Source organism: Ruegeria sp. BG11, from assembly GCF_056538565.1.
On sequence record NZ_JBQFTH010000001.1, the window covers coordinates 626,343 to 650,675 of the forward strand.

Genomic DNA, 24,333 nt, shown 5'->3' on the forward strand with positions numbered 1-24,333 from the left:
TGGTGTGACAACTGCAAGATGGGGGGAAGAGATCAATTATGAAAACGAATATTTGATGTGTGTATCATCACATTTCGTGAATACCGAAATATTCACTGGTTTTTGCTCACCTTCCCGTGACGCTTCCTACAATGGGGTTGAGACATCCGGCACAACTGCACACTATTGATCCCATACCGAAATCCAAGGAACTGCCATGCCCACCGAACGCATCACTTTTGCCGGTCACGACGGCGGTCGTCTGGCTGCGCGACTCGACCTGCCGGAAGGACCCGTCCTGGCGACCGCTCTGTTTGCGCATTGCTTCACCTGCTCAAAGGACATTCCTGCCGCGCGTCGGATCTCGGCCCGTTTGGCGGCAATGGGCATTGCCGTTTTGCGTTTTGATTTCACAGGGCTGGGCCATTCCGAGGGCGAGTTCGCAAACACAACCTTCACCTCGAATGTCGAAGACCTGATCGCGGCCGCGCACTACCTTGCCGGCCGAGACATGGCCCCTACGCTGCTGATCGGGCATTCCCTCGGGGGCGCTGCGGTTCTGCGCGCGCGGGCAGGCATTCCTTCGGTCAAGGCGGTGGTAACGCTTGGTGCGCCAGCCGATCCGGGACACGTCTCGCACCATTTCGAACAGGCCCTGCCCGAGATCGAACAAGAGGGCAGCGCCGAGGTTTCTCTGGGCGGTCGCCCCTTCCGCATCGGCAAGGCCTTTGTCGATGATATTTCGGAGGCTGCGCTGACCCCCTCGGTTGCCGACCTCAAGGCCGCGCTCTTGATCCTACACGCGCCGCGGGATGAGACGGTGAGCATCGACAATGCCAGCACGCTCTTCATGGCGGCCAAACATCCCAAAAGCTTCGTGACGCTCGACGATGCCGATCACCTGATCACGCGGGCCAAAGACGCCGAATATGCCGCTGACGTTATTTCAGCATGGGTTTCGCGCTATATCGAACTCCGCCCACCTGCCCCGCCACCGGGCGCGCCTGAGGGTGTTGTCCGAGTGACCGAGGCCGATCCCAATGGCTTCCTGCAGGATATCCAAGTCGGACCGCGCCATCACGTCGTCGCGGATGAGCCCGTATCATACGGCGGCACGGATCGCGGTATGTCGCCCTACGGCTTTGTCTCGTCGGGGCTTGGGGCTTGCACGTCAATGACGATCCGCATGTATGCGCGGCGCAAGAAGTGGCCGCTGACCAGTGTGTCGGTCGATGTTTGTCACAACAAAGTCCACGCGCAGGATGCGGGGCTGAACGGCGATGCCAAGGTCGATCTGTTCCGCCGCAAGATTCGGCTTGAGGGGCCTCTGGATCAGGCCCAGCGCGACCGTCTTCTGGAAATCGCCGACAAATGCCCGGTGCATCGCACGTTGGAGGGTTCGGCACATATCACGACCGAACTCCTCCCCTGAGCTTGACGATTCTCAGCCCCGACGAGGCGCGGGCCGATGGATCGGAGGCCGTGCTGCTGGCGGCCGCGCAACCGGAGGCCGTGGGCGCGCCGGAGGCTTCGCGATCGGCGGCGTCGGACGTGCCGGAGGTCTATTGACCGGCGGTCGATCCGGCCTGTCCGGACGGTCGATATCGATATCCACATCCACGTCGTGGTAATAATCGTTCCACAGCATCGAGTCGTAGAAGGGGTCATATCCATATCCGACCCCTACCCCGACGCTGACGCCATCACAGGCCGCCAACGTCAGGCTTGAAATCCCCAGACCCAACACAAGAACGGATCGCTTCATCAGTTTACGTCTCATCTGAGCCTCCTATTGCAACGACCGGAACGACGCGAACACGGCGTTCAGATCATCTACATAGGCAGGATCGGCCCCGTTGCGCAGGATCGTCACGGCGATCGCAACGCGCCCACGGGGCAGATCGATGATGGTGGCGGTGAAACTTACGCCTCCGTCTCGCGTGCCGGTGCCCCGGATCACTTTGGCGGGCAGCCCTGTAATCCGAGTGTCGCTGGTGCTGGTGACCGTGGGATCATTCACCAGAAACTTGTCGATATCCTCCAGATACCGCAACCCGTCCTGAATGCTGTTAACTCCGGCCGGCGAGACAAAGCCCATCCAGACCGAGTCATCCGTGACCGGCTTGAACCCCATCACACGCGCTACTGCGCGGGGGTCGCCCAGCTCCGTGTCTTCAATGTCGCGTGGCCCGCCTGTACGCAGCACCCAGAAGTCCGGCACCGCAAAGCTGAAGAGCGCACGCCCGGCGTCGGTATAAGTCACCGGAGTATCTGCGGCAGCTGGCACAGCCGCCCAGACCCAAAGGGCCGCGCAGGCCGCCAGAGCCGTCTTTAAACGAATATGCATATCTCAATTGCCTAATTATTTCACTGACCGCAGATTGGCCCGCCACGGTCGCTCTTGTCCAGCACCGCCTTGCCTGGAAAAGAAAAAACCCGCGCCTCGGATCTCGGGGCGCGGGTTAGAATTTCAGCAGGCTCAGGCGCTTAGCTGCGCGCGTCTCCAACCAGTTTCCAGACGGCGGGGATCAGCAGGGCTGCAAGACCCAGCTTGATTGCATCGCCCAGCAGGAACGGTGTCAGACCCCATTCCAGGATCGGCTTGTCCCAACCGTAAAGCTGACCCAGCCACAGCAGGCCCGGTACGTAGATCAGAACGTTGGCCAGCAACAGCGCCAGTGCCAGTTTGGTAACCGAGCGGTCCCAGCCGCGCGCGGCCAGAGCGCCCAGCAGAACGGTCGCCATCAGGTAGCCGACCAGATAGCCGCCGGTGCCGCCCATCATGTAGGTCAGACCGAATTTCTCGGCCGAGGAACCTGCGAATACGTCAAAGCCCAGCGCGCCGACCAGCAGGTAGCCCAGCATGGTGATCAGACCCAGACGTGCGCCATAGGCGGTGCCGATGGTCAGAACGGCAAAGGTGCCCATGGTGATCGGAACAGGCCACATCGGCACTTTGATTTTCGCGGCAACCGCCAGGGCCACGATGCCCAGAGCGACCAGTACAACCTGCTTTACAAGCAGCGCCGTACCTTCACGCGGGCCAAACGCATTGGCCAGAACGTTTACATTCATCTTAACTTCTCCCAATTCGGACCAAGATTTCTGCACCAGCAATGCCTTGTCAGCGCTCAAACTGCAACATGATTACGCTACCGCAGCATAGTCTGTGGTCATTTCGTAGGATTTTCGCGGCCCACTCACCGTCCATTGCACCGACCAGCGGGGCCAGTCGTGGAAATCATAGACCGCATCGTAACTGTCAGGCGCACAATCATGGTGGTCCGAGGCGTTTTGCTTGCCCAGCGTCAAGGCATGGAAAAACCGCCCGTCGTCGAAATGGATCAACACGCGATCTCCGCCGTCGCGCCATAAATACTTGCGGGTCCCTTTCATCGGAGGCTGGCCGGGGATGCTGAGCGTCACCTCTTCGGTGTAGATCAGCCCGTCCTCGGATCGCAGCAGCTGGGCCTCTCCCTCAGCCTGCACGACCTGCCCGGCCCGCGCATCGTGGATCGTGCGCGTCAGGCGCCAGCGCCCTTCGAAATCGGACAATGTTGTCGGTGCAGTCGTCATTTTCACTATCCCGGCCAGATCGCCGCAATCGGGCACTCATGCCTTGTTCCCATACGCCTGCGGCGTTAAACCCCGCCGCAACGCTCTCTGCCAAATCACAATAAGGTCCTGCTGCCAATGATTCCTCGTTATTCCCGCCCCGAGATGGTTGCCATCTGGTCGCCCGAAACCAAGTTCCGCATCTGGTACGAGATCGAGGCGCATGCCTGCGAAGCCATGGCTGATCTGGGCGTGATCCCGCGTGAAAACGCCGACGCGGTGTGGAAAGCCAAGGACGTGGAATTCGACGTGGCCCGCATTGATGAAATCGAGGCCGTCACCAAGCACGACGTCATCGCATTCCTGACGCACTTGGCCGAGCATGTGGGCAGCGAAGAGGCCCGCTTTGTGCATCAGGGCATGACCAGCTCAGACGTTCTGGATACCTGCTTCAACGTGCAGCTGACCCGCGCCGCCGATATTCTGATCGCAGACCTCGAAGGCTTGCTGGCTGCTCTGAAACGCCGCGCCATCGAACACAAAGACACGGTTCGCATCGGCCGCAGCCACGGCATCCACGCTGAGCCGACGACGATGGGCCTGACCTTCGCCCGCTTCTACGCCGAGATGGACCGCAACCTGTCTCGTATGCGTGACGCGCGCGCCGAAATCGCCACCGGCGCGATCAGCGGCGCAGTTGGCACCTTTGCAAACATCGACCCGCGCGTCGAAGAGCATGTCTGCGACCAGTTGGGTCTGGTGCCCGAGCCGATCAGCACTCAGGTCATCCCGCGTGATCGCCACGCGGCCTTCTTTGCAACTCTGGGCGTCATCGCCAGCAGTATCGAGAACATCGCCATCGAAATCCGCCACATGCAGCGGACCGAGGTTCTCGAGGCCGAAGAGTTCTTCTCGAAAGGCCAAAAAGGCTCCTCGGCGATGCCGCACAAGCGCAACCCGGTTCTGACTGAAAACCTGACCGGTCTGGCCCGTCTGGTCCGCATGGCCGTCGTACCCGCGATGGAGAACGTGGCATTGTGGCACGAGCGTGACATCTCGCACTCGTCGGTCGAGCGGAATATTGGCCCTGATACCACCGTGACGCTGGACTTCGCGCTGTCGCGCCTGACCAGCGTGGTCGACAAGCTGGTCGTTTACCCGGAAAACATGCTGGCCAACATGAATAAGTTCCGCGGTCTGGTGATGAGCCAGCGCGTGCTGCTGGCCCTGACCCAAGCCGGTGTCAGCCGCGAAGATGCCTACCGTTTGGTTCAGCGCAACGCGATGAAGGTTTGGGAAGAAGGCAAGGACTTCAAAACCGAACTTCTGGGCGATGCCGAGGTCACCGCTGCCCTCAGCGTGGAAGAGATCGAAGAGAAATTCGATCTGGGCTACCACACCAAGCATGTCGACACGATTTTCGAGCGTGTCTTCGGCGAATAAACCATCCCAGAAAAGCGCCCGGCCCCTCATCAACCGGGCGCTTTTTGCATCATCACGCACTTCGTGAACAAAAATTCTGTCTGCTTTGTGAATAAATCGAAAAGCTCCGGTGTTAGCTTTTTTGAAGATCACACTATGATTTCAATGAGCAGACCTGACCACGGAGTTAAAACTATGCGCATTCTTCTTGCATCCGCGATTGCACTGACCTCTTTCGCCTTTTCCCCCATCGCGGCCCACGCGGCCGGTGGCGGCGGTGCCAATCCCCCCAAGCCCACCAACACGACCAAGAAATGCCTGTTCGGTCGGGTCTGGAGCGAAGACCGCGGGCGCTGCGTCAAACCGAGCGCGACGAATTTCACCGATGAGGACCTCTATGAAGCCGTGCGCGAGCTGGCCTATGATGGTCAGTTGGAAAACGCCCAGAGCATCCTGCGCGTCATGAGCGATCAAAGCGATGACCGTGTTCTGACCTACTGGGGCTTCACGCATCGCAAGATGGGCAACATTGAGCTGGCAAACGAATATTACGAGCAGGCCATCGCCACAAACCCCGATAACCTTCTGGCGCGCAGCTATATGGCTCAGGGCTTCGTTTCTGAAGGAAAAACTGATCTGGCCATCGCCCAATGGCGCGAAATCAAGGCACGTGGCGGCGAAGGCACCTGGGCCGAGGCGTCTCTGCGCGAGGCCATCAAGACCGGGCTGACCTACAACTACTGAGGTTCAACCTTTCTTTACCTGATTCCCGCTAACCTACCTGTGTAACGCAACTTTGGCACCGCAGGCAGATGCAGGACATGAATACTTTGGTTCAGGTGGCACCGGGGGCTCAGCCCTCGGGCGCAGGTCAGGCGGACGACGCGCCCCGCGTCGTCCCACGCACTCTTAGCAATCGCCAAAAGGCCGCTATCGTGGTGCGTCTGTTGCTGAATGAAGGGGCGGACATTCCACTAGAAGAACTGCCCGACGAATTGCAGGAAACACTCACGCATCAACTGGGTCAGATGGGCCTTGTAGACCGTGTGACGCTGGATGCGGTTGCGCAGGAGTTCGGCAATGCGCTGGATAGCGTAGGCCTGTCCTTCCCCCATGGACTCGCTGGAGAGTTGGATGCGGTAAACGGCAAGATTGCCCCCGCCACCGCAGCGCGATTGCGTAAGATCGCCGGCGTACGTCAAATCGGCGATCCGTGGCAGCGACTGCGAGAGGTTTCAGCCGAGGATCTGGCCCAGATGGCTCAGGCAGAAAGTACCGAGGTGGCCGCCGTGATGTTGTCCAAGCTCGACACGGCCAAAGCCGCGCAATTGCTGGGGCACCTACCCGGCCCCATTGCACGACGCATCACCTATGCGATCTCCAAAACAGCCAATGTGACCCCCGAAGCGGTGGAACGGATCGGGTGGTCGCTGGCTGCTCAATTGGATCAACGCCCGTCGCAGGCCTTCTCCGATGGCCCCGGAGCGCGCGTGGGGGCCATCTTGAACCAATCGGCAGCCTCGACCCGCGATGGGTTGCTTACGGCCCTGAACGAAGAGGATGCCGAATTCGCGGATATCGTGCGTCAATCCATCTTTACCTTCGCGCACATCCCGGCCCGTATCGCCACGCGCGATGTGCCCACCATTCTGCGCGGAGTCGAACAGGCCAGCCTTGTAACCGCGTTGACCGGCGCCGCCGCCGATGATGACAAGGCCTCGGTCGAGTTTATCCTCTCCAACATATCTTCTCGTATGGCGGACAATCTTCGCGAAGAAATGGCTGAGCGAGGGCGAGTGAAACAGTCCGAGGCCGAAGAGGCGATGACCGAGATCGTAGGCGCAATCCGCACCTTGGTGGACGATGGCACGCTGACATTGGTCGAGCCGGAAGAAGACGAAGACTGACCTCAACTGGCAGAGTGCTTGAGCTTGCCGGGCCGGGCCTGTATGTCTGGCCCAGCAAAACGCAACACGCCGTGAGACACCTCCATGCCTGTCGAAAAGTCAGAGCTCAGCCGGTTTGAGCTTGGGAAATACTATGTCGCCAGTCTGTTCCTGAAAGGCGTGATCGGTGGCATGCGGTTGCTGCCCTATGGGACCCGCATCGCGGCAATGGGGACCTTGGTGCGCGGATTGGCCCCGTTGGTTGGGTTTCGCAAACGGGTCCGAGACAACCTGAAACTCACCTGCCCCGAGCTGTCAGAGCGTGAGATCAACCGTATCTCGGCTGAGGTCTCGGATAATGCAGGTCGGGCCATGATGGAGCACTTCTCACCCGAGGGGTTCACAGCGCGCCAACGCAACGCCAAGCTGTCCGGCCCCGGTGTGGCTGCTTTTGATGCCGCTGCCGCCGAAGGGCGACCGGTCATGATCATCGCCGCGCATTTCGGCCACTACCTGGCAGCGCGAATCGCGCTGCAGGCCCGCAGCGGGCGCCCAATAGGCTGCCTATACCGTCGCATGGCCAACCCCTATTTCAACGAGGCCTATGTCAAAGCCTTCTACAAAACCGGCTCACCCATGTTCGAACAGGGCCGGCGTGGGATGGTTGAGATGGTGCGCTCCCTCAAAGGGGGTGAAATGATCGCTATCGTCTCGGACCTGCACGTTCATGGCGGGGAGGAGTTAATGTTCTTTGGCAAACCCGCCGTCACATCCCTCCTGAATGCCGAACTTGCGATGAAGTTCAATGCGGTCATGATCCCCTGCTATGCAGTACGCCAACCCAACGGTCTGGATTTCGAGATTGTGTTACACGACCCGGTGCCACATTCCGACCCCAGAACCATGACGCAGCATATCAACGACGATCTGGAACAAATGGTGCGCCAGCATATGGGCCAATGGTTCTGGATTCACCGCCGCTGGAAGGCCTGGAACGGACTTGGCGTTCAGCCCGAAGATATGCCCTGATCACTTCACATGCGCGGCCGCGATGATCGGCCCGTGACCTGCCCGTTGCACCAAAACAACCGCTGGCAGGTCCGAATCCAACTGTGCTGCAAACGCCTGCTCATTGACCCCATCCCAGCGCCCGGCCATCTGCCAGCTTTCCACCACATTGGCATAGTCGAGATCATGGCCCGCAAGCTCTCCACGCCGTATCGAGGCGTGGCGTAGTGGCGTGTATTGGACGATCCGCACGTCGTAGGTATCCCCAGCTGGCAAGTCGATCGGCGTCACGCGCACCTTCACCTCTTGCCCCGAACGCTCGGCTTCGACTTCGGCTGTGGGCGCGGCGATCAGATGCGCCTTGATCAACCGATCCAATTCCTGCACTTGCGCGCCAACCACGTCGTGCCGCCCATTGATCACCATCTGTGGCGTGTAGATCATCGACCGGCCACCATTGCGGGCATAGGCCCGCTGCCGCAACGTATGATCAGGAATGGCGTATTCGTCCTTCCAGCCGATGTAATCCCAGTAGTCCACGTGCAGCGCCAGCCCGATCACGTCATCGCGCTTGATCAGCTCGTGCAAAAGCCGATCCGCCGGGGGGCAGGACGAACACCCTTGCGAGGTGAACAGCTCAATCACAACCGGATCCTCTTGCGCCGATACTGAAAAGGCGGCACAGGCGGATAGAATGGCGGCTGCTAGGGCGGATTTGAACATGAGTCCCCTCGGCTTGAAAATCTTGTAAAACGGATAAACGTTTTGCTCTTCAAGCTCCAATCAAGGTTTCTTGAGACGAGGCGGTCCCCTGCCCTTCATTTGCATACCACAGTATACACCTTCATCTTGTCAGTAACTGACGCTTGAACCCCGGACAAACGTGATCAAGATAAACCGCAGCGAATCCCATTTTCCAAGTTATTTGAGAGGGAGGCCACAGGATGCCTATCAAAACCGGACAGGATACCGCCAAAACACGCCGCAGCCTGAGCGTGAATGGTAAAACCATTTCCTACTACTCCATCCCCGCCGCTCAGGAGGCCGGTCTGGGTGATTTCTCCAAGCTGCCCGCCGCGTTGAAAGTGGTGCTGGAAAATATGCTTCGATTCGAGGATGACGGATTCTCTGTCTCTGTAGACGACATCAAGGCCTTTGCGGAATGGGGCGAAAACGGGGGCAAGAACCCGCGTGAGATCGCCTATCGCCCTGCCCGCGTGCTGATGCAGGATTTCACCGGTGTGCCTGCCGTGGTTGATCTGGCGGCGATGCGCGATGGGATCAAAGCTTTGGGCGGAGATGCGCAAAAAATCAATCCGCTAAACCCGGTGGATCTGGTCATCGACCACTCGGTCATGATCGACGAGTTCGGCAACCCGCGTGCGTTCCAGATGAATGTGGACCGTGAATATGAGCGCAATATGGAACGCTACCAATTCCTGAAATGGGGTCAGAACGCGTTCAACAATTTCCGCGTCGTACCGCCCGGCACCGGCATCTGCCATCAGGTGAACCTTGAATATTTGGCCCAAACCATCTGGACGGATACTGATCAGAATGGCGAAGAGGTTGCCTATCCCGACACCCTCGTGGGCACCGACAGCCACACCACTATGGTCAACGGCATGGCCGTTCTGGGATGGGGCGTCGGCGGGATTGAGGCAGAGGCAGCGATGCTCGGCCAGCCGATCTCGATGCTGATCCCCGAGGTCGTGGGCTTTGAACTGACCGGCGCGATGGTCGAGGGCACGACCGGTACGGACCTTGTGCTGAAAGTCGTCGAGATGCTGCGGGAAAAGGGCGTGGTGGGTAAATTCGTCGAATTCTATGGCGAAGGTCTGGATCGCCTTCCTTTGGCAGACCGTGCCACGATCGCCAACATGGCCCCCGAATATGGCGCAACCTGCGGCTTCTTCCCAATCGACGGCGAAACCCTGCGCTATATGCGCAATACCGGGCGCGACGAAGACCGTCTTGCGCTGGTCGAAGCCTATGCCAAGGAAAACGGGCTGTGGCGTGATGAGAACTACGCGCCGATCTATACCGACACCCTGTCGCTGGATATGGGCACCATCGTTCCTGCCATCTCGGGGCCGAAACGTCCGCAGGACTATGTGGCGCTGACGGAAGCGAAGGCCGCGTTCCTGAACGAGATGGCGAAGACCTTCAAACGTCCGATGGGCAAGCAGGTCGAAGTCAAGGGCGAGAATTACGGTATGGAATCGGGCAAGGTCGTGATCGCCTCGATCACCTCCTGCACCAACACCTCGAACCCCTATGTGATGATCGGAGCGGGTCTGGTTGCCCGCAAGGCCGCCGCGCTGGGTCTGGACCGCAAGCCATGGGTGAAGACCTCGCTAGCGCCAGGTTCGCAGGTGGTCTCGGCCTATCTTGAGGCCGCAGGTCTTCAGGACGATCTGGACAAGATCGGGTTCAACCTTGTGGGCTATGGCTGCACCACCTGTATCGGCAACTCTGGCCCGATTCAGCGAGAAATCAGCGAAGCGATTGCCGAGGGCGATCTGGTCGCCACCTCAGTTCTGTCGGGTAACCGCAACTTCGAGGGGCGGATTTCGCCGGATGTGCGCGCCAATTATCTGGCCTCGCCGCCTCTGGTCGTTGTTTACGCGCTGGCAGGAACCATGGATATCGACCTGACATCCGAACCCATCGGTCAGGATCGGGACGGCAATGATGTCTTCATGAAAGACATCTGGCCCAGCCAGAGCGAAATCGCCGAACTGGTCGAGGCAACCGTCACCCGCGAGGCGTTCCAGTCCAAATACGCTGACGTCTTCAAGGGCGATCAAAAGTGGCGGGAGGTCGAGGTTCCACAGCAGGAAACCTATGACTGGCCGCCGACCTCGACCTATATCCAGAACCCGCCCTATTTTCAGGGCATGGGGGCTGAGCCGGGCACGATCTCGAACATCGAAGGGGCCAAGGTGCTGGCGATCTTGGGCGATATGGTCACAACCGACCATATCTCACCGGCCGGGTCGTTTGCCACAACCTCGCCTGCGGGCAAGTATCTGATGGACCGGCAGGTTCAGCCGCGTGAGTTCAACTCCTACGGCTCGCGCCGGGGCAACCACGAGGTCATGATGCGCGGCACTTTCGCCAATATCCGCATCAAGAACGAGATGCTGGATGGTGTCGAAGGCGGATACACCAAAGGGCCGAACGGCGAGCAAACCTCGATCTATGACGCGTCGATGGCCTATCAGGCGGATGGCACCCCTCTGGTCGTCTTTGGCGGTGAGCAGTATGGCGCGGGCTCTTCCCGTGACTGGGCCGCGAAGGGGACCGCTCTGCTGGGTATCAAAGCCGTGATTGCCGAAAGTTTTGAGCGCATCCACCGCTCAAACCTCGTTGGCATGGGCGTGATTCCGTTTGAGTTCACCGGTGGAGACACGCGCAAAACGCTTGGGTTGAAGGGGGATGAGACGGTCTCGATCCACGGTCTGGACACGATTGAGCCGCTGCAGGAGGTGCCCTGCACCATCACCTATGGCGACGGGACCGAGAAGACCATCACCCTGAAATGCCGCATAGATACAGCCCCTGAGATCGAATACATCGAGAACGGCGGTGTTCTGCACTATGTGCTGCGAAATCTCGCGAAGGCGGGTTGACGTGGTGTTGATCCACAGACTGAAAAGGACGCCGAACGGCGTCCTTTTTTAAGCGAGGCTCTGCCTCGCGCTCCGAGGTATTTTTGAACAGAAGAAGTTGATTGTGTCCTGAGTGGACTATCAACCGTGCGCAGGAGGTTGGTATGGAGAAAGTGGCTTTGGTAACCGGCGGCGCGCGGGGGATCGGGCGCGCCATCGTGGAAGACCTACGGCGCGATCATCGTGTTGCTTTCACGTGGCTGTCAACCGAACCCGATCCGGTGTTGGAAGGGGAAAGTTTGCAACCGATACGGTCCGATCTGACGCAGGACGGACAGCCTGAAGCGGCTATACGCGACGTTGTGGAACGTTTCGGACGGCTGGACGTGATCGTGAACAATGCGGGTTTGGTCCGGTCTACACCGAAAGAGGATTTTGACTGGGAAGATCATCGCTCCATTGTGGATTTAAATCTGCTGGTCCCCGCTGCTTTGTTGGCGGCTGCTCTGCCCCATTTGAAACCCGGCGCGGCGATTATCAGCATTTCCTCGATGAACGCCGTTTTGCCACCGAAAGACGCGGTGATTTATGGGGCAAGCAAGGCAGCCCTGAACCTGTGGACACGCGGGATGGCAAAGGAACTTGGGCCTCAGGGTATTCGGGTCAACGCTGTGGCACCGGGGGCGATCAACATCCCCGAAGACCCGCGCCCCGAAGACTTGACCGCCTTGTTCGTCGAGAACACGGCCATAGGGCGGATTGGGAAGCCCGACGATATCGCGAAGGCCGTGCGGTTCTTGGCGTCAGACGACGCCGCATTCATCACGGGTGAGACCTTGGCTGTGACCGGTGGCTACAGGCTCTAACCGCCAGCCGCTTTTTCAAGCGCCGGGCGGATCGTGCTTTCGATCACACGTTGGGTGATCGGACCGGCGAAACGCAGGATCACGGTGCCCTCCCCGTCGATCACATAGGTTTCGGGAACGCCGTAAAGCCCCCAATCCAAAGCCATGCGGCCCTGCTCGTCGCGACCGATGCCGGTATAGGGATCGCCGAGTTCAGTCAGAAAGCTTTGCGCATTGTCCAATTTGTCTTTGTAGTTGACACCGTAGACCGGGATGCCTTCGTTCGACAGCGCCTCAAGGTTTGGATGTTCTGCCCGACAGGGGGCACACCAGCTGGCCCAATAGTTGACCAGCTTGACCTGCCCGTCCCGCAAGGTCGCGTCGTCGAAAGGCGTTTTGCCAGGAAACTCGGTCAGGACGACCGGAGGGGCGGGTTGCCCTTCGCGGGCGGATGGCAGGGCGTTGGGGTCGTCTCGGAACATTCCGATCCCGGCCAGAACGGCAAAAGCACCGAAGATCAGCGGCGGCGCGACCATCAAAGGCGAAATCTTAGCCATTGCGCGACATCCTTTGTTCGATTTTCTCCATCTCGGCTCGCACTTTGCGACCCCGGATCACGCTGAAGACGACCAGCACCACGAGCAGCAGGATCGAAGCGGCATAAGAAGACAAGACAGCGTCCGCGTATTTTCCAAGATCAGGCATCATGCGCCCACCCTTTCACGTGCCAACAACGCTTTGACCCGACGCGCACGGATTTCGGTGCCGGTGCGATACAGAACCAATGCAATGAACAGCAGAACGAAGCCAATGATGCAGGTCAGCAATGGATAGAAGAACACGTTGCTGACTTTCTCTTCGGTATCCGTTCCCGTGACCGCTCCGGCCCGCATGACCGAGGCCCCCTGATGCAGCCCCTGGTTCCAGAAGTTTACCGCATAACGGCTGAGAATCGCGAAGACCGATCCCACAAGACACAGGACCGAGGTCAGGTCGGCGGCGGTGTCTGGGTCCTCGATGGCCTCCCACAAGGCGACGTAGCCGAGATAGAACAGGAACAGGATCAGGAACGAGGTCAGGCGTGGATCCCAGGCCCACCAGGTGCCCCACATCGGTTGGCCCCAAATCGCCCCGGTCGCCAATGCGATTAGGGTCATCACGATGCCCACAGGTGCGGCGGCACGCGCGGCCAGAGCGCTGACGTGATGGCGGCGCACCAGCCAGACCAGCGATGTCACCAACATCATCAGCCAGCAATTGATCGCCATCAGTGCCGATGGGACGTGCAGGTAGATGATCTTGACCGTCGAGCCCTGCCGGAAGTCATCGGGCGTGAAGAAGAAGCCCCAGACCAACCCGACCACGATGCAAACCACCGAGGTGATCCAGAAAAAGGGCAAGACACGCTCGCTGGTGGCAAGAAACTTGCGCGGGTTGGCATATTCCCAGAGGGCGTTGGCTTTGGCTGCGATAGACATGGCCGTTATTTAGTCTGACTCGGGTTCATTCTCAATTGACCTTGCTCAAAGTTGTGGCGCTTCACCGCAGATTGATGCGCAGGACCGCTGCGCTGGCAAATGGAAGCAGAGCGATCGTGGCCATCGTGATCCCCGCCAGCATCAGAAGTGGGGTTTGGGTCTCCATCCCGGCGGCACCCCGGCGGGCGACTTCTGCGCCGAAGATCAGGGTTGGGACGTATAGCGGTAGAACCAGCAGTGACAACAGCAGGCCACCGCGTTTCAGGCCGACGGTCAGGGCTGCGCCGAATGTGCCGATGACGCTCATGGCGGGCGTGCCGAGCAGGAGCGAGATCACCAGCCAGAAGAACCCCGGCGTGGGAAGGTTCAGCAAGACGCCCAAAAACGGTGCCGCAAGAACCAGAGGTAAACCGGTCGTGATCCAATGCGCCAGCGCTTTGATCGAGACGACGGCCTCTAGCGGCAGAGGAGCGGTGGCCAAAAGGTCCAGCGATCCGTCCTCCCAATCCAGAGCCAGAAGGCGGTCGAGGGACAGCAGGCAGGCCAACAACGCGCCCAGCCACAGAATTCCCGGCGCGATGGTCGATAGCAGCGACGATTGGGGGCCTACGGCAAAAGGCACCAGAACAGTCACGATCAGGAAGAAGGCCAGGCCGAGACCAAAGCCTCCGCCTGCGCGGAAGGCCAGCTTCAGGTCGCGCAGCAACAGGGCGATCACAGGAAGCCTCCGTCAAAGTCATCGATGGGTTGCGGTTTGGCTTTGTATGGGCCGACGTCCAGAACCTCTCCGTCGAGGCCGAGGTCGATATGGGTTGCAATCAGGGCCGAGCCACCCTGCCCCAGATGCCCACGTACGGCGCCGGCGAACATCTGAACGGCGTTTTTGTCGAGCGAGACGGTTGGTTCGTCCAGCATCCAGATCGGCCGCCCCGTGACCAGCATCCGTGCAAGGCCTAGCCTGCGCTTTTGCCCAGCCGACAGGTTGCCCGCATGGCGATCGGAAAGGTCATTCAGCGCAAAGGCGTCCAGAGCCGGCTGGATGTCATGGGTACCAAAAACCGACGCCCAGAAGGCCAGATTTTCGACCACTGTTAGGGTTGGTTTCAAACCATCGGAATGTGAGGCGTAGGCGATCTGGTCCTCGGCACCTTCGATCTGTCCCGCCAAAGCAGGTTGTAGCCCTGCCAGAGTGCGCAGCAGCGTTGTTTTTCCGATTCCGTTTGGCCCACGCAAAATGAGCGCCTGACCAGGCGTGAGTTTAAAGCTCAACCCCTCGAGCACGGGCACGCCACCGCGGGTGATGGTCAGATCGGAAACGGTTAGTGTCATGAGACTCGCTTATCCGATTGGGGACGCAGGCAAAAGGTTGGATTTGACGCAGGGAGCTAGGGCAGTGCGCTTGGATGGGTTCGGATGCGAGGGGCGCTGCCCCTCGCGCTCCCCGGGATATTTTTGGCCAGATGAAGGGGATCCCGTCAGACCGGGATAAGAGCGAGCGCGATGCGGCGACCTTCTGACAGAAGGACGTTGTAGGTGCGGCAGGCGGCCGGTGAGTTCATGATCTCTACGCCGATCCCAGCGGACTCGAGAGTTTGGCGCAGCTCGGGCGGGATGTGGGCAAGCTCTGCTCCGGTTCCTATGAACAGGACATCGACGACCTCGGACAGTTCGCGCAGTGGCGCGTCGTCTGAGTATCCGCCCCACGCCTGCGTTCCCTTCGGGCCAGTCAGCACTGCGCCTTGATGAACGCGCCCTCCGATCCGGAAAAAGCCGGGGCCGTATCCATCGACCGGTTCGGCGTTGGTGTAGTTGATCTCATTCAATCGCATGCGCTGTGTTTACCCCCAAAGCGGCAGGCCGGACAAGGCCGCCAGTGCAATCGCCAGATAGGCGGCCGCGCTGTAGAGGCGTTCTCGGTCTGGTCGGAAAAGCCACCCGCCCAGCCAATTGCCTAGCAGGTTGGGTATCGCCAGAAGAAGCCCCAGCCCGGCAGCGGCGAGGGTGACCTGCGCCATGCCCGTAAGGTAGCCGAGAAGCAGGAAGTCGAACCCGAACAGAAACAACAGGATCGTTGCGCGAATGACATCCACCGGCAGTGGGCGCGACATGTAGAACAGGATGACGGCCGGACCAGGGAGCCCGGCTACGCCACCAAGGAACCCGGCGGCTCCGCCAATGCCTGTGACCATCATGCGGCTGACATGACCGTGATAACGCAGACCGAGGATCAGAATGGCCAGCATCGCAAGGGCCAGACCGCTGACCGCATAGCGGAAAACCTCGGGCGCGACTTGCGTCAGCACCCACAGCCCTAGCGGCAGGACCAGTGCGCAGCCGAGCAGAAGACGTGCCAGATCGCCCTTGTTCACGGCGCTCCATGCCCGACGCAGATTCGGCAGGGGGCCAAAGATGTCCATGATGGTTAGGCCGATCAGCGCTTCGAACGGGCCGAGATATGGGGTGGCGATAGGCAGGAAAACCAAAGCGGTGCCAAACCCCGAGAAACCGCGAACGACGCCCCCAAGAAAGGCTGCAAATAAGACAACGGCCAGACCCTGTGGGGACTGGCCGAAGATCTCAGGCATCTACGTTGGCAAACTGGTTGCCCGCGTTATTGGACGGCTTGGACCAGTCACGCTTGACACCCAGCCACAACAGGATGGTCGAGGCCACGAAGACTGACGAATAGGTCCCTACGATCACACCCCAGATCATCGCGAAGACAAAGCCTCGGATCACGTCCCCGCCAAGCACATAGAGCGAGATCAGCGCCAGAAGGGTCGTGACCGACGTCATCACCGTCCGGCTGAGGGTTTCGTTGATCGAGATGTTGAGCACCTCTTTGAGGTCTTTCTTCTTGTACTTCCGCAGGTTCTCACGCACGCGGTCAAACACGACCACAGTGTCGTTCAGTGAGTATCCCACGATGGTCAGAAGCGCCGCGATGATGGCCAGATCGAAGCGGATTTGAAGCTCCGAGAAGATGCCGATTGTCAGGATCACGTCATGCACAAGCGCCGCGACCGCGCCAAGAGCGAACTGCCATTCGAACCGCAGCCAGATATAGACGAGCACCGCTCCGATGGCCAAAACGATGGCGATCACGGCTGTCTGGATCAACTCGCCCGAGACTTTGGGGCCAACCGACTCCACCGATACGAATTGGATATCGGGGATCACGGCCTGCAACGCGCCCTCAACAGCTGTGATGGTCGAGGCTTCGACAGCTTCTGCATCTGCCTGCGCCTGAATACGGATCATTGCGACGTTGTCTTCTGGTCCGAAGGTCGGGTCGAAAATCTCGGTGATTGAGACGTCGCCCAGTTCGAGAGGTGCAATTGCGTCGCGATAGACACCCACGTCAATCGGCTGGGTGCTTTCGGTACGGATCGTTGTGCCACCACGGAAGTCGATACCGAAGTTGAGGCCCTGCAACATGAATGAGGCGAAGGCCACAACCATCATCAGGGCCGAAATGCCGAGCCAGAGCTTCCAGCGGCTGAAGAAATCGAACGAGGTGCTTTGGGGTACGAGTTTCAGTCTCATGATCAAACCTCGATCGTTTTCGGACGGCGGCGTTCGAACCACATGACGACCATCAGGCGCGTCACGAAGATCGCGGTGAAGACCGAGGTCAGGATACCCAGGCCCAGAGTGATGGCGAATCCGCGCACGGGGCCGCTGCCCATGGCAAACAGGATCACCGCCGTGATGAAGGTGGTCACGTTGGCATCCGCGATGGCCGACAGAGCCTTTTCATAGCCCAGCTCAATAGCACGCGCGGGACCTTTGGCAGATTTCAGTTCCTCTCGGATACGTTCGAAAATCAGCACGTTGGCGTCCACAGCCATACCGACCGTAAGAACGATACCCGCGATACCCGGCAGCGTCAGCGTCGCGCCGATCAGCGACAGCAGACCGAACAAGAGGCCCACGTTGATGATCAAGGCAATGTTGGCGAAAAGGCCAAACAAACCGTAGCTGAGCGCCATGAAAACCAGCACCGCGGCAAAGGCTACCATAGTGGCGACTTTACCGGCGTCGATGCTGTCCTGACCCAATTCGGGGCCGATGGTGCGTTCTTCGAGGAACTCCAGCTCGGCAGGCAAGGCCCCTGCCCGAAGCAAGATGGCAAGATTGGTGCTTTCCTCGACTGTGAAGTTGCCGGTGATGATGCCTGAGCCGCCGGGAATGTGGCTTTGGATCACAGGGGCCGAGATCACCTCATCATCCAGCACGATCGCGAACGGCGCGCCGATATTTTCCAGCGTATAGTCACCGAATTTCCGCGCGCCCGACGTGTTGAACCGGAAGCTGACCGCGGGACGGCCGTTCTGATCGAACGAGGGTTGCGCATCAACCAGTTCCTCCCCAGTCACGACCGGAGAGGATTCAAGCGTGTAGTACACCCCGCTTTCGTCAATCGACGGCACAACTTCTTCACCGATACCTGCAGCGGCATCCGGGTCCGTGCCGCGACCGACAACCGGGTTGAACGTCAGCTGCGCCGTGGTGCCGATGATCTCTTTCAACTCGCCTGCACTGCCGATGCCGGGGACCTGAATCAGGATGCGGTCTGCACCCTGTCGCTGAATGGTAGGTTCACGCGTACCAACTTCGTCAATCCTGCGTCGCACAATCTCAAGCGATTGGCGCACGGTGCGATCATCCGAGGCCAGCTTCTCCGCCTCGGAGAGCTGCACAACGATTGTATCGCCATCGGCAAAAGCTTCGATATCGGTCGCACCGACACCTGTCAGCGTCTGAACCTGACGGGCCAGACCACGAACGGTTTCGAGCGCACGAGACATCCCCTCGGGCTGGCTGATGCGGACGCGAATCTGATCGGGGTCCGAGTCCTGACGGCGGATCGTGCCAACGGTGGAACGCTCATCCCGCAGGGCGTCGCGGATTTCAGGCCACATCGCCTCCATCCGGGATTCGTAGACATCCTCGACCTTGACCTCGGCCAGCAGATGCGCACCGCCCCGCAGATCGAGGCCCAGATTGACCAAGGAGGACGGCAGCCAGTTCGGCCACTGCGCCGCCACGGCCTGATTTTCGGGCGTATCCGCGCCAAGCTCAATCGCGGCTTTGGCGTCGTTGGATTGTTCGACCCGGGTGTAGAACGCATTCGGCAGAGCCAAGAGCAGGCCGGTCACACAGACCAGCCAGATCAGAACCCGCTTCCAGGTATCAATTTGCAGCATAACCCTGCCTTTTCAAGGAATTGTAAGGCGAAGTTACTTCGCAGGTTCGGTCTTGTTCAGAACCTGAGCGATGGTTGACTTGACCACACGAACCTTAACGCCCTCGGCGATCTCGACCTCGATCTCGTTGTCGCCTTCCTTGACCTTCGACACCTTGCCGATCAGACCACCCTGTGTGACGACCTGATCGCCACGGCGCACGGCTTCGACCATGGCCTGGTGTTCTTTCATCTTCTTTTGCTGCGGACGGATCAGCAGGAAATACATGATCGCGAAGATCAGGATCAGCGGGAGAAACTGGGCGATTGCGCCACCTTCCATGGGATATTCCTTTTTCTTTGACCTGCGGCACCGTTCCGCAAATTTGGCGGGAACCTATGCGCTGATATGCGTGTTTGCAAGCAATGGCGGCAGCGTGACCCACCTGAACGCACACCTGCCACCATAAGAACCGTCAAAACGTTGCAGATATGTCCTAGGAACACTGTTTAAACCGGGTATAGTTCCAAACAAGGGGGACACATGGCACGGCAATTCAAACCCTTCCATTTGCTACGTTATTTGCTGACTGCAATGGCGACGGCCCTTTGGCTATGCCAACCTGTCGAGGCACAAGAGTCACCGACCGATGCGCCTGCACCAGAAGCTGCAGAATCAGAAACTTTTATGGCCCCAGTGATAATAGACGGGGACGTTCTGTTTCAGGTTCGAGGCTCAAGCGCACTACCCGCCCCCGAGCGTGCCGAAGAAGTTCAAGACAAGATCATAGAAATCGCCGAAGCGTCGGACGCGTCCGAGGTTACGATCAGCTTTGAGGAAACCGAATTCGGCACCTGGGTTCTGGTTGATGGTGAACGGGTTTCGATCGTCACCGAAGCCGATGCAGAATTGGACCAGATGGAACTCAGCGTTGTCAGCGTTCTGCACGGCAATGCAATCAAACAGGCTATTGAAGCCTACCGTTTGAACCGAACTGAACAGGCGCGGGTTTCAGGCGCTATCGAAGCCGCAGCTTGGACCTTGGGCTTCGTTGTCTTTATCGTGGTGATCTTGTGGCTGCACCGCAGAATCCGGCGGCGGACACTGAGATTCGTGAAGCGCTACCTGAAGGACGTGGAAACCGCCACTGCCAAGAGCGTTCAAGCTGAGGCCATTGCAGCCTTGGTGCGCTACGGTCTAAATTTCGTTCTTTTGGTGATTTTCTTCCTGGGTTTCTACTACTACCTGTCGTTCGTCTTACTGGCCTTTGCCGAAACCCGGTATTTCGCGCAATTGCTGCTGACCTATCTGACCGAGCCGGTCCTCCTTATCTTCAAAGGCATCCTCAGCTATATCCCAAACATGATCATGCTTGGCCTGATCGCCTGGGTAACTTTGTATATTATCAAGGGCATGCGGGTCTTCTTCGACGCGGTCGAAGCGGGATCGTTCGATATGGGCGATTTTGAGAAGCATTGGGTTAACCCGACCTTCAACATTGCCCGAGTGGTCGTGATACTGATCGCGCTGGTCTTTGCCGTGCCCTACATTCCAGGCTCGGATTCGGCGGCATTTCAGGGCCTGACCATTCTGGTCGGTGCGATGCTGTCGTTGGGCGCGAACTCGGTCGTGTCTAACATGCTGGCCGGTCTCTTCGTGATCTATCGCCGCTCGACCTCGATCGGGGACCGTATTCAGATTGGGGATCACATTGGCGACGTGGTGCAGATCAAGCTGATGGAAACCCATCTGAAATCCATCAAGAACGAGCTGATCTCAATCCCCAACGCGCAGCTGATGAATTCGGACGTGGTGAATTTCTCGAAGAAAACAGATGGCAGCGGGCTATTGCTGCACACAACCGTTGGCATCGGCTATGAAGAGCCACCCGAAAAGATCGAGGCAATGCTGATCGAGGCCGCCAATCGCACCAAAGGGATCAAGTCCAAGCCTGAACCCTTTGTCCTGTGGACCGCGCTGGCCGACTACGCGATCAACTACCAGATCAACGGATACACGACCCGAGGCAGTATTATTCCCAAGATCCGGTCAGATCTACATCGCAATATTGTGGCCGTTTTCAACGAGAATAACGTGCAGATCATGACCCCCTCCTATATCGCTGATCCGCCCGAACCAAAGATCCCGACCGGGGAATGGGACGGACATCTGGCTCATCACGATGAGGAGCCGGACAGTTAGGCGCAGTTTGGTTAACCAGCGCTACACCCTCCGAGATATATGGTGCATAAGCAGTCGCAGTGATTCACTGCATTCAAGGATCTGAACTATGCACGACATCCGCGCCATTCGCGAAAACCCAGCTGCTTTCGACGCCGCACTCGCGCGCCGTGGGGACGCGCCGGTGTCGTCAGACCTGCTGAGGCTGGACGAAAGCCGCCGCGCCAAGATTTTGGCTGCTGAAACGGCGCAGGCCGAACAGAACAAGGCCAGCAAAGAGGTCGGCGCAGCCAAAGCCCGCGGTGATGAGGCCGAGTTTGAAAGTCTGCGCGCGCTGGTCGCCGAAAAGAAGGCCGAAATCGCCCGGATGCAGACCGAGGCCAAGGATCTGGACGCTCTGCTGACAGACCAACTGATCCGTATTGCCAACCTACCCGCCGACGATGTGCCAGAGGGCGCCGACGAGAACGACAATGTCGAGGTGAGCCGTTGGGGTACCCCGCGCGAAATGGACTTTGCCCCAAAAGAGCATTTTGAGATTGAGGCCGTTCAAAACGGTATGGATTTCGAAACCGCCGCGAAACTCTCTGGCTCGCGCTTTGTGCTGCTGTCCGGCGGCGTTGCGCGTATCCACCGCGCACTGGCCCAGTTCATGCTGGACACGCATATCAACGAAAACGGACTGACCGAGGTCAACGGCCCGGTTCTGGTTCTGTCCGAGATGATGCAGGGCACCGGCCAGCTGCCAAAATTCGGCGAGGACAGCTATCAGACCCGCGAAGGCTGGTGGTTGATCCCGACCTCCGAGGTTTCGCTGACCAACATCGTCAACGACACGATGATCGAGGAAAGCTACCTGCCCCGCCGTTATACCGCGCATTCGCTCTGCTTCCGGTCCGAGGCCGGTTCGGCGGGCAAAGACACCCGCGGAATGCTGCGTCAGCACCAGTTCGAAAAGGTCGAGATGGTCTCGATCACCCATCCCGAGACCTCGGATGACGAACAAAAACGCATGGTGCGCTGCGCCGAGGGCATTCTGGAAAAGCTGGGCGTGCCGTATCGCACCGTTATCCTGTGTACCGGCGACATGGGCTTTGGCGCCCGCCGTACCTTTGACATCGAGGCATGGCTTCCCGGTCAGGACACCTATCGCGAGATCAGCTCGGTCTCGACCTGTGGTGATTTCCAGGCCCGACGCATGAATGCGCGTTTCCGGCCCGAAGGCGGTGGCAAGCCAGAATATGTCCACACGCTGAACGGCTCTGGCCTTGCGGTGGGTCGCTGCCTGATCGCCGTTCTAGAAAACGGTCAGAACGCAGACGGCACGGTCACCCTGCCCGATGTCCTTGCCCCCTATCTGGGTGGCAAGCTGACGCTGCAACTGGACGGAACGCTGGCATAAGAAAACCGGCCTCCGCGTTGCGCGGTGCCGGTTCGAAACACTTGAAAGGGCGAGGAAGGGTTACTTCTTTGCCTTTTTCTTATCCTTCTTCTTGTCAGATTTTTTGTCCGACTTCTTGGCGTCCTTTTTGCCCGCATCTTTCTTCTTGTCGGCCTTCTTGGACTTGTCGTCCTTCTTGGATTTCTTCCCCTTCTTGGACTTGGCCTTCACCTTGTCCTTGGCCTTTGAGAACGCGGCCTCCATCTCGGCCCGCTTTTTCGCAGCTTTTTCAGCCTTGGCTTTTGCCTTGGCTTTCTTCTTGGCCTTCGCCTCTGCGGCTTCTGCAGCGGCTTTTTCCTCGGCCGCTTTGCGCGCGGCTTCGGCGGCGCGCCTCTCGGCAGCAGCGGCGACAACTGTCTTGCGTGCAGCGGGGCGTCGAGCCGCTGGTTTACGCGCAGCGGGCTTGCGGGCAGCAGGTTTGCGAGCGGCTGCGCGACGCGGGGCTGGTTTGGCAGCCGCCGGTTTCGCAGTGCTCGCCTCTTTTGCTGCGGCAATCAGGACGGCTGCGCGCGCCGCACCGACACGCGGGACCTTGACCAGATCTTCCGGTTTCGCTTTCGCAACGGCTTCGGCGGTCTTGAAACCGTTATCCGCCAAACCTTTGGCGAGCGTATCGCCAACGCCTTTTATCTCGGTCAATGCGGTCATTCTGGGTCCTTTCTCTGTCTCCCTGGTCACCTGTATATACACAGGATATACGCTCCTCAAGCGGCCCTGCGCTTATGACGATCCATGGGCCAAGTCAGCAGTCTGCCCTTTTTTTGGAAAAGGCACCAGCCGCTTGGCGTCTTCGTCCCATAGTTTCAGGTTCAACGCTGCCACGGCTTCGGGGAACTTGATCCGACGCGGCGTGAATTCGGGCGGCAGGTTATAGTGGCACTCGCGCAACCGGTAGGACGGGATGCGAGCGTTGAAATGGTGAATGTCGTGCAAGGTGATACAGGCCACCGCATTGTCGAACCACCAACCGAAATCCAGCGCTGACGAGCCCTGAAGCGCCGCGATCTGCGGATCCAGCTCCGGGCGACGATCCCAATACGTGTCCTCGAAATTGTGCTGCAGGTAGACGAGGAATACGCCCAGCATCCCACCCAACAAGGAAAACACAAGCCAGACCAGAATACCGGTCGTCCCGGCGATCAGGTAGAGCAGCCCGAGAAAAACGACGATCGAGAGGTTGTGCAGAACAACGCCCTTCACGCCAAACCGTACGGTGTTTTTGGGCCAACGGTAGCGAATGAAATAGGTGAACAGAGCGCCCACCGGCACCAGAATGAACGGGTTGCGGTACAGGCGATAGACAAGACGTTTGAGCCAGTCCGCCTCGTTCCATTCCCGCAGGGTCATGGTGTGGATTTCACCGGTCTCCCGATGCTCGAGGTTGCCGATCCCCGCATGATGCAGATTGTGGTTCTGCTTCATCACCTCAAAAGGGGCAAAGGTGAAAGGCGACAGGCCATGCCCGGCCCATTCATTCTGCTGGCGCGTTTCGAACAGGGAATGATGGCCACAGTCATGTTGCAGCACGTAAAGTCGCACTGCGGAAAACGCGAAAATAATCCCAGCTGGAACCATGACATACCAATGGTCCACGTTCACGATCGCCAGGGCCAGCGAGGCAAAATAGACGGCGAAGGTTCCGAAATAGCTCAGGGCTGCAAGCCTGTTGTCCTGAACCGCGTATTGCCGCGTGTAGTCTCTTAGATTCATCAAGCCCTCTCCCACGATGGCCCGG

The 24,333-nt window shown here is 59.0% G+C and carries 26 protein-coding genes; 9 read left to right on the forward strand and 17 right to left on the reverse strand.

The window, feature by feature from the left end:
* Positions 1 to 196: 196 nt before the first annotated feature.
* On the forward strand, positions 197 to 1,411 hold the full coding sequence (locus ACR0JF_RS03115) for a bifunctional alpha/beta hydrolase/OsmC family protein (protein ID WP_170466086.1): 1,215 nt from the start codon (positions 197 to 199) through the stop codon (positions 1,409 to 1,411).
* Between the two features lie 12 nt (positions 1,412 to 1,423).
* Here the strand turns inward: ACR0JF_RS03115 and ACR0JF_RS03120 are convergent, their stop codons facing one another.
* From ACR0JF_RS03120 to ACR0JF_RS03135, 4 genes are all read right to left on the reverse strand, one after another.
* On the reverse strand, positions 1,424 to 1,759 hold the full coding sequence (locus ACR0JF_RS03120; protein ID WP_170466084.1) for a hypothetical protein: 336 nt from the start codon (positions 1,757 to 1,759) through the stop codon (positions 1,424 to 1,426).
* Between the two features lie 9 nt (positions 1,760 to 1,768).
* Positions 1,769 to 2,326: a hypothetical protein gene (locus ACR0JF_RS03125; RefSeq protein WP_170660180.1), complete on the reverse strand. Its 558-nt coding sequence runs from the start codon at positions 2,324 to 2,326 to the stop codon at positions 1,769 to 1,771.
* A 140-nt stretch (positions 2,327 to 2,466) separates the two neighbouring features.
* On the reverse strand, positions 2,467 to 3,054 hold the full coding sequence (locus ACR0JF_RS03130; protein WP_170458888.1) for a biotin transporter BioY: 588 nt from the start codon (positions 3,052 to 3,054) through the stop codon (positions 2,467 to 2,469).
* Positions 3,055 to 3,126: 72 nt separating this feature from the next.
* The gene (locus tag ACR0JF_RS03135; protein WP_170660181.1) at positions 3,127 to 3,555 is read right to left on the reverse strand and encodes a DUF6314 family protein; all 429 of its coding nucleotides are present in this window, start codon (positions 3,553 to 3,555) and stop codon (positions 3,127 to 3,129) included.
* A 117-nt stretch (positions 3,556 to 3,672) separates the two neighbouring features.
* Here ACR0JF_RS03135 and purB point away from each other — a divergent pair, with 117 nt between their 5' ends.
* From purB to ACR0JF_RS03155, 4 genes are all read left to right on the forward strand, one after another.
* A complete protein-coding gene (gene purB, locus ACR0JF_RS03140; RefSeq protein WP_170458892.1) occupies positions 3,673 to 4,977 on the forward strand; it encodes an adenylosuccinate lyase in 1,305 nt (434 codons plus the stop codon).
* A gap of 174 nt (positions 4,978 to 5,151) precedes the next feature.
* Entirely contained in the window at positions 5,152 to 5,700 is a 549-nt protein-coding gene (locus ACR0JF_RS03145; protein WP_170660301.1) for a tetratricopeptide repeat protein, read from the forward strand.
* Between the two features lie 77 nt (positions 5,701 to 5,777).
* Positions 5,778 to 6,863 (forward strand): flagellar motor switch protein FliG, encoded by a 1,086-nt coding sequence (locus tag ACR0JF_RS03150; RefSeq protein ID WP_480668885.1) that lies wholly within the window; start codon positions 5,778 to 5,780, stop codon positions 6,861 to 6,863.
* 84 nt (positions 6,864 to 6,947) lie between these two features.
* On the forward strand, positions 6,948 to 7,871 hold the full coding sequence (locus ACR0JF_RS03155) for a lysophospholipid acyltransferase family protein (RefSeq protein ID WP_170660183.1): 924 nt from the start codon (positions 6,948 to 6,950) through the stop codon (positions 7,869 to 7,871).
* On the opposite strand, the gene ACR0JF_RS03160 is transcribed toward ACR0JF_RS03155, so the two are convergent.
* On the reverse strand, positions 7,872 to 8,573 hold the full coding sequence (locus tag ACR0JF_RS03160; RefSeq protein ID WP_170660184.1) for a DUF1223 domain-containing protein: 702 nt from the start codon (positions 8,571 to 8,573) through the stop codon (positions 7,872 to 7,874).
* Positions 8,574 to 8,794: 221 nt separating this feature from the next.
* Between ACR0JF_RS03160 and acnA the strand changes: the two genes are divergently transcribed.
* On the forward strand, positions 8,795 to 11,485 hold the full coding sequence (gene acnA / locus ACR0JF_RS03165; RefSeq protein WP_170660185.1) for an aconitate hydratase AcnA: 2,691 nt from the start codon (positions 8,795 to 8,797) through the stop codon (positions 11,483 to 11,485).
* 143 nt (positions 11,486 to 11,628) lie between these two features.
* Complete coding sequence (locus ACR0JF_RS03170; RefSeq protein WP_170660186.1) at positions 11,629 to 12,330, forward strand: SDR family oxidoreductase; 702 nt, start codon at positions 11,629 to 11,631, stop codon at positions 12,328 to 12,330.
* On the opposite strand, the gene ACR0JF_RS03175 is transcribed toward ACR0JF_RS03170, so the two are convergent.
* The 10 genes from ACR0JF_RS03175 to yajC form a co-directional block, all read right to left on the reverse strand.
* Complete coding sequence (locus ACR0JF_RS03175; RefSeq protein WP_170553002.1) at positions 12,327 to 12,866, reverse strand: DsbE family thiol:disulfide interchange protein; 540 nt, start codon at positions 12,864 to 12,866, stop codon at positions 12,327 to 12,329. The genes ACR0JF_RS03170 and ACR0JF_RS03175 overlap by 4 nt on opposite strands.
* Positions 12,859 to 13,017 carry a heme exporter protein CcmD gene (gene ccmD, locus ACR0JF_RS03180; RefSeq protein ID WP_170660187.1) on the reverse strand — a complete coding sequence of 53 codons (159 nt, stop codon included), beginning with the start codon at positions 13,015 to 13,017 and terminating at the stop codon, positions 12,859 to 12,861. Before ccmD ends, ACR0JF_RS03175 begins: the two co-directional genes overlap by 8 nt.
* The gene (locus ACR0JF_RS03185) at positions 13,014 to 13,787 is read right to left on the reverse strand and encodes a heme ABC transporter permease (RefSeq protein WP_170482751.1); all 774 of its coding nucleotides are present in this window, start codon (positions 13,785 to 13,787) and stop codon (positions 13,014 to 13,016) included. Before ACR0JF_RS03185 ends, ccmD begins: the two co-directional genes overlap by 4 nt.
* Before the next feature lie 61 nt (positions 13,788 to 13,848).
* Positions 13,849 to 14,505 carry a heme exporter protein CcmB gene (gene ccmB, locus ACR0JF_RS03190; RefSeq protein ID WP_170374071.1) on the reverse strand — a complete coding sequence of 219 codons (657 nt, stop codon included), beginning with the start codon at positions 14,503 to 14,505 and terminating at the stop codon, positions 13,849 to 13,851.
* Positions 14,502 to 15,116, reverse strand: a complete 615-nt coding sequence (ccmA, locus tag ACR0JF_RS03195; protein WP_170660188.1) for a heme ABC exporter ATP-binding protein CcmA — start codon at positions 15,114 to 15,116, stop codon at positions 14,502 to 14,504. The genes ccmB and ccmA overlap by 4 nt, the downstream gene beginning before the upstream one ends.
* A gap of 146 nt (positions 15,117 to 15,262) precedes the next feature.
* A complete protein-coding gene (locus ACR0JF_RS03200; protein ID WP_170660189.1) occupies positions 15,263 to 15,616 on the reverse strand; it encodes an Mth938-like domain-containing protein in 354 nt (117 codons plus the stop codon).
* A gap of 9 nt (positions 15,617 to 15,625) precedes the next feature.
* Positions 15,626 to 16,372 (reverse strand): sulfite exporter TauE/SafE family protein, encoded by a 747-nt coding sequence (locus ACR0JF_RS03205; protein WP_170660190.1) that lies wholly within the window; start codon positions 16,370 to 16,372, stop codon positions 15,626 to 15,628.
* On the reverse strand, positions 16,365 to 17,333 hold the full coding sequence (gene secF, locus ACR0JF_RS03210; protein WP_170374075.1) for a protein translocase subunit SecF: 969 nt from the start codon (positions 17,331 to 17,333) through the stop codon (positions 16,365 to 16,367). Before secF ends, ACR0JF_RS03205 begins: the two co-directional genes overlap by 8 nt.
* Positions 17,334 to 17,335: 2 nt before the next feature.
* A complete protein-coding gene (gene secD, locus ACR0JF_RS03215; RefSeq protein WP_170660191.1) occupies positions 17,336 to 18,997 on the reverse strand; it encodes a protein translocase subunit SecD in 1,662 nt (553 codons plus the stop codon).
* A 33-nt stretch (positions 18,998 to 19,030) separates the two neighbouring features.
* Complete coding sequence (yajC, locus tag ACR0JF_RS03220; protein WP_155151194.1) at positions 19,031 to 19,318, reverse strand: preprotein translocase subunit YajC; 288 nt, start codon at positions 19,316 to 19,318, stop codon at positions 19,031 to 19,033.
* A 345-nt stretch (positions 19,319 to 19,663) separates the two neighbouring features.
* Here yajC and ACR0JF_RS03225 point away from each other — a divergent pair, with 345 nt between their 5' ends.
* Together ACR0JF_RS03225 and serS are read left to right on the forward strand one after the other, a co-directional pair.
* On the forward strand, positions 19,664 to 21,178 hold the full coding sequence (locus ACR0JF_RS03225; protein WP_480668886.1) for a mechanosensitive ion channel family protein: 1,515 nt from the start codon (positions 19,664 to 19,666) through the stop codon (positions 21,176 to 21,178).
* Between the two features lie 88 nt (positions 21,179 to 21,266).
* Positions 21,267 to 22,559 (forward strand): serine--tRNA ligase, encoded by a 1,293-nt coding sequence (gene serS, locus ACR0JF_RS03230; protein WP_170660193.1) that lies wholly within the window; start codon positions 21,267 to 21,269, stop codon positions 22,557 to 22,559.
* 60 nt (positions 22,560 to 22,619) lie between these two features.
* On the opposite strand, the gene ACR0JF_RS03235 is transcribed toward serS, so the two are convergent.
* The gene (locus tag ACR0JF_RS03235) at positions 22,620 to 23,246 is read right to left on the reverse strand and encodes a helix-hairpin-helix domain-containing protein (RefSeq protein WP_170660194.1); all 627 of its coding nucleotides are present in this window, start codon (positions 23,244 to 23,246) and stop codon (positions 22,620 to 22,622) included.
* A 72-nt stretch (positions 23,247 to 23,318) separates the two neighbouring features.
* The gene (locus ACR0JF_RS03240) at positions 23,319 to 24,308 is read right to left on the reverse strand and encodes a fatty acid desaturase (protein ID WP_170660195.1); all 990 of its coding nucleotides are present in this window, start codon (positions 24,306 to 24,308) and stop codon (positions 23,319 to 23,321) included.
* Positions 24,309 to 24,333: the final 25 nt, after the last annotated feature.

What these genes read in the sequence shown, in the direction of transcription:
- ccmD (WP_170660187.1), bottom strand. Translation starts at nt 13,017, where the DNA reads ATGATGCCTGATCTTGGAAAATACGCGGACGCTGTCTTGTCTTCTTAT.
- purB (WP_170458892.1), top strand. Translation starts at nt 3,673, where the DNA reads ATGATTCCTCGTTATTCCCGCCCCGAGATGGTTGCCATCTGGTCGCCC.
- ACR0JF_RS03145 (WP_170660301.1), top strand. Translation starts at nt 5,152, where the DNA reads ATGCGCATTCTTCTTGCATCCGCGATTGCACTGACCTCTTTCGCCTTT.
- ACR0JF_RS03170 (WP_170660186.1), top strand. Translation starts at nt 11,629, where the DNA reads ATGGAGAAAGTGGCTTTGGTAACCGGCGGCGCGCGGGGGATCGGGCGC.
- ccmA (WP_170660188.1), bottom strand. Translation starts at nt 15,116, where the DNA reads ATGACACTAACCGTTTCCGATCTGACCATCACCCGCGGTGGCGTGCCC.
- ACR0JF_RS03175 (WP_170553002.1), bottom strand. Translation starts at nt 12,866, where the DNA reads ATGGCTAAGATTTCGCCTTTGATGGTCGCGCCGCCGCTGATCTTCGGT.
- secD (WP_170660191.1), bottom strand. Translation starts at nt 18,997, where the DNA reads ATGCTGCAAATTGATACCTGGAAGCGGGTTCTGATCTGGCTGGTCTGT.
- ACR0JF_RS03120 (WP_170466084.1), bottom strand. Translation starts at nt 1,759, where the DNA reads ATGAGACGTAAACTGATGAAGCGATCCGTTCTTGTGTTGGGTCTGGGG.
- ACR0JF_RS03125 (WP_170660180.1), bottom strand. Translation starts at nt 2,326, where the DNA reads ATGCATATTCGTTTAAAGACGGCTCTGGCGGCCTGCGCGGCCCTTTGG.
- ACR0JF_RS03205 (WP_170660190.1), bottom strand. Translation starts at nt 16,372, where the DNA reads ATGCCTGAGATCTTCGGCCAGTCCCCACAGGGTCTGGCCGTTGTCTTA.
- acnA (WP_170660185.1), top strand. Translation starts at nt 8,795, where the DNA reads ATGCCTATCAAAACCGGACAGGATACCGCCAAAACACGCCGCAGCCTG.
- secF (WP_170374075.1), bottom strand. Translation starts at nt 17,333, where the DNA reads ATGAGACTGAAACTCGTACCCCAAAGCACCTCGTTCGATTTCTTCAGC.
- ACR0JF_RS03235 (WP_170660194.1), bottom strand. Translation starts at nt 23,246, where the DNA reads ATGACCGCATTGACCGAGATAAAAGGCGTTGGCGATACGCTCGCCAAA.
- ACR0JF_RS03200 (WP_170660189.1), bottom strand. Translation starts at nt 15,616, where the DNA reads ATGCGATTGAATGAGATCAACTACACCAACGCCGAACCGGTCGATGGA.
- ACR0JF_RS03115 (WP_170466086.1), top strand. Translation starts at nt 197, where the DNA reads ATGCCCACCGAACGCATCACTTTTGCCGGTCACGACGGCGGTCGTCTG.
- ACR0JF_RS03155 (WP_170660183.1), top strand. Translation starts at nt 6,948, where the DNA reads ATGCCTGTCGAAAAGTCAGAGCTCAGCCGGTTTGAGCTTGGGAAATAC.
- ACR0JF_RS03225 (WP_480668886.1), top strand. Translation starts at nt 19,664, where the DNA reads ATGGCCCCAGTGATAATAGACGGGGACGTTCTGTTTCAGGTTCGAGGC.
- yajC (WP_155151194.1), bottom strand. Translation starts at nt 19,318, where the DNA reads ATGGAAGGTGGCGCAATCGCCCAGTTTCTCCCGCTGATCCTGATCTTC.
- ACR0JF_RS03185 (WP_170482751.1), bottom strand. Translation starts at nt 13,787, where the DNA reads ATGTCTATCGCAGCCAAAGCCAACGCCCTCTGGGAATATGCCAACCCG.
- ACR0JF_RS03160 (WP_170660184.1), bottom strand. Translation starts at nt 8,573, where the DNA reads ATGTTCAAATCCGCCCTAGCAGCCGCCATTCTATCCGCCTGTGCCGCC.
- ACR0JF_RS03240 (WP_170660195.1), bottom strand. Translation starts at nt 24,308, where the DNA reads ATGAATCTAAGAGACTACACGCGGCAATACGCGGTTCAGGACAACAGG.
- ACR0JF_RS03150 (WP_480668885.1), top strand. Translation starts at nt 5,778, where the DNA reads ATGAATACTTTGGTTCAGGTGGCACCGGGGGCTCAGCCCTCGGGCGCA.
- serS (WP_170660193.1), top strand. Translation starts at nt 21,267, where the DNA reads ATGCACGACATCCGCGCCATTCGCGAAAACCCAGCTGCTTTCGACGCC.
- ACR0JF_RS03130 (WP_170458888.1), bottom strand. Translation starts at nt 3,054, where the DNA reads ATGAATGTAAACGTTCTGGCCAATGCGTTTGGCCCGCGTGAAGGTACG.
- ACR0JF_RS03135 (WP_170660181.1), bottom strand. Translation starts at nt 3,555, where the DNA reads ATGACGACTGCACCGACAACATTGTCCGATTTCGAAGGGCGCTGGCGC.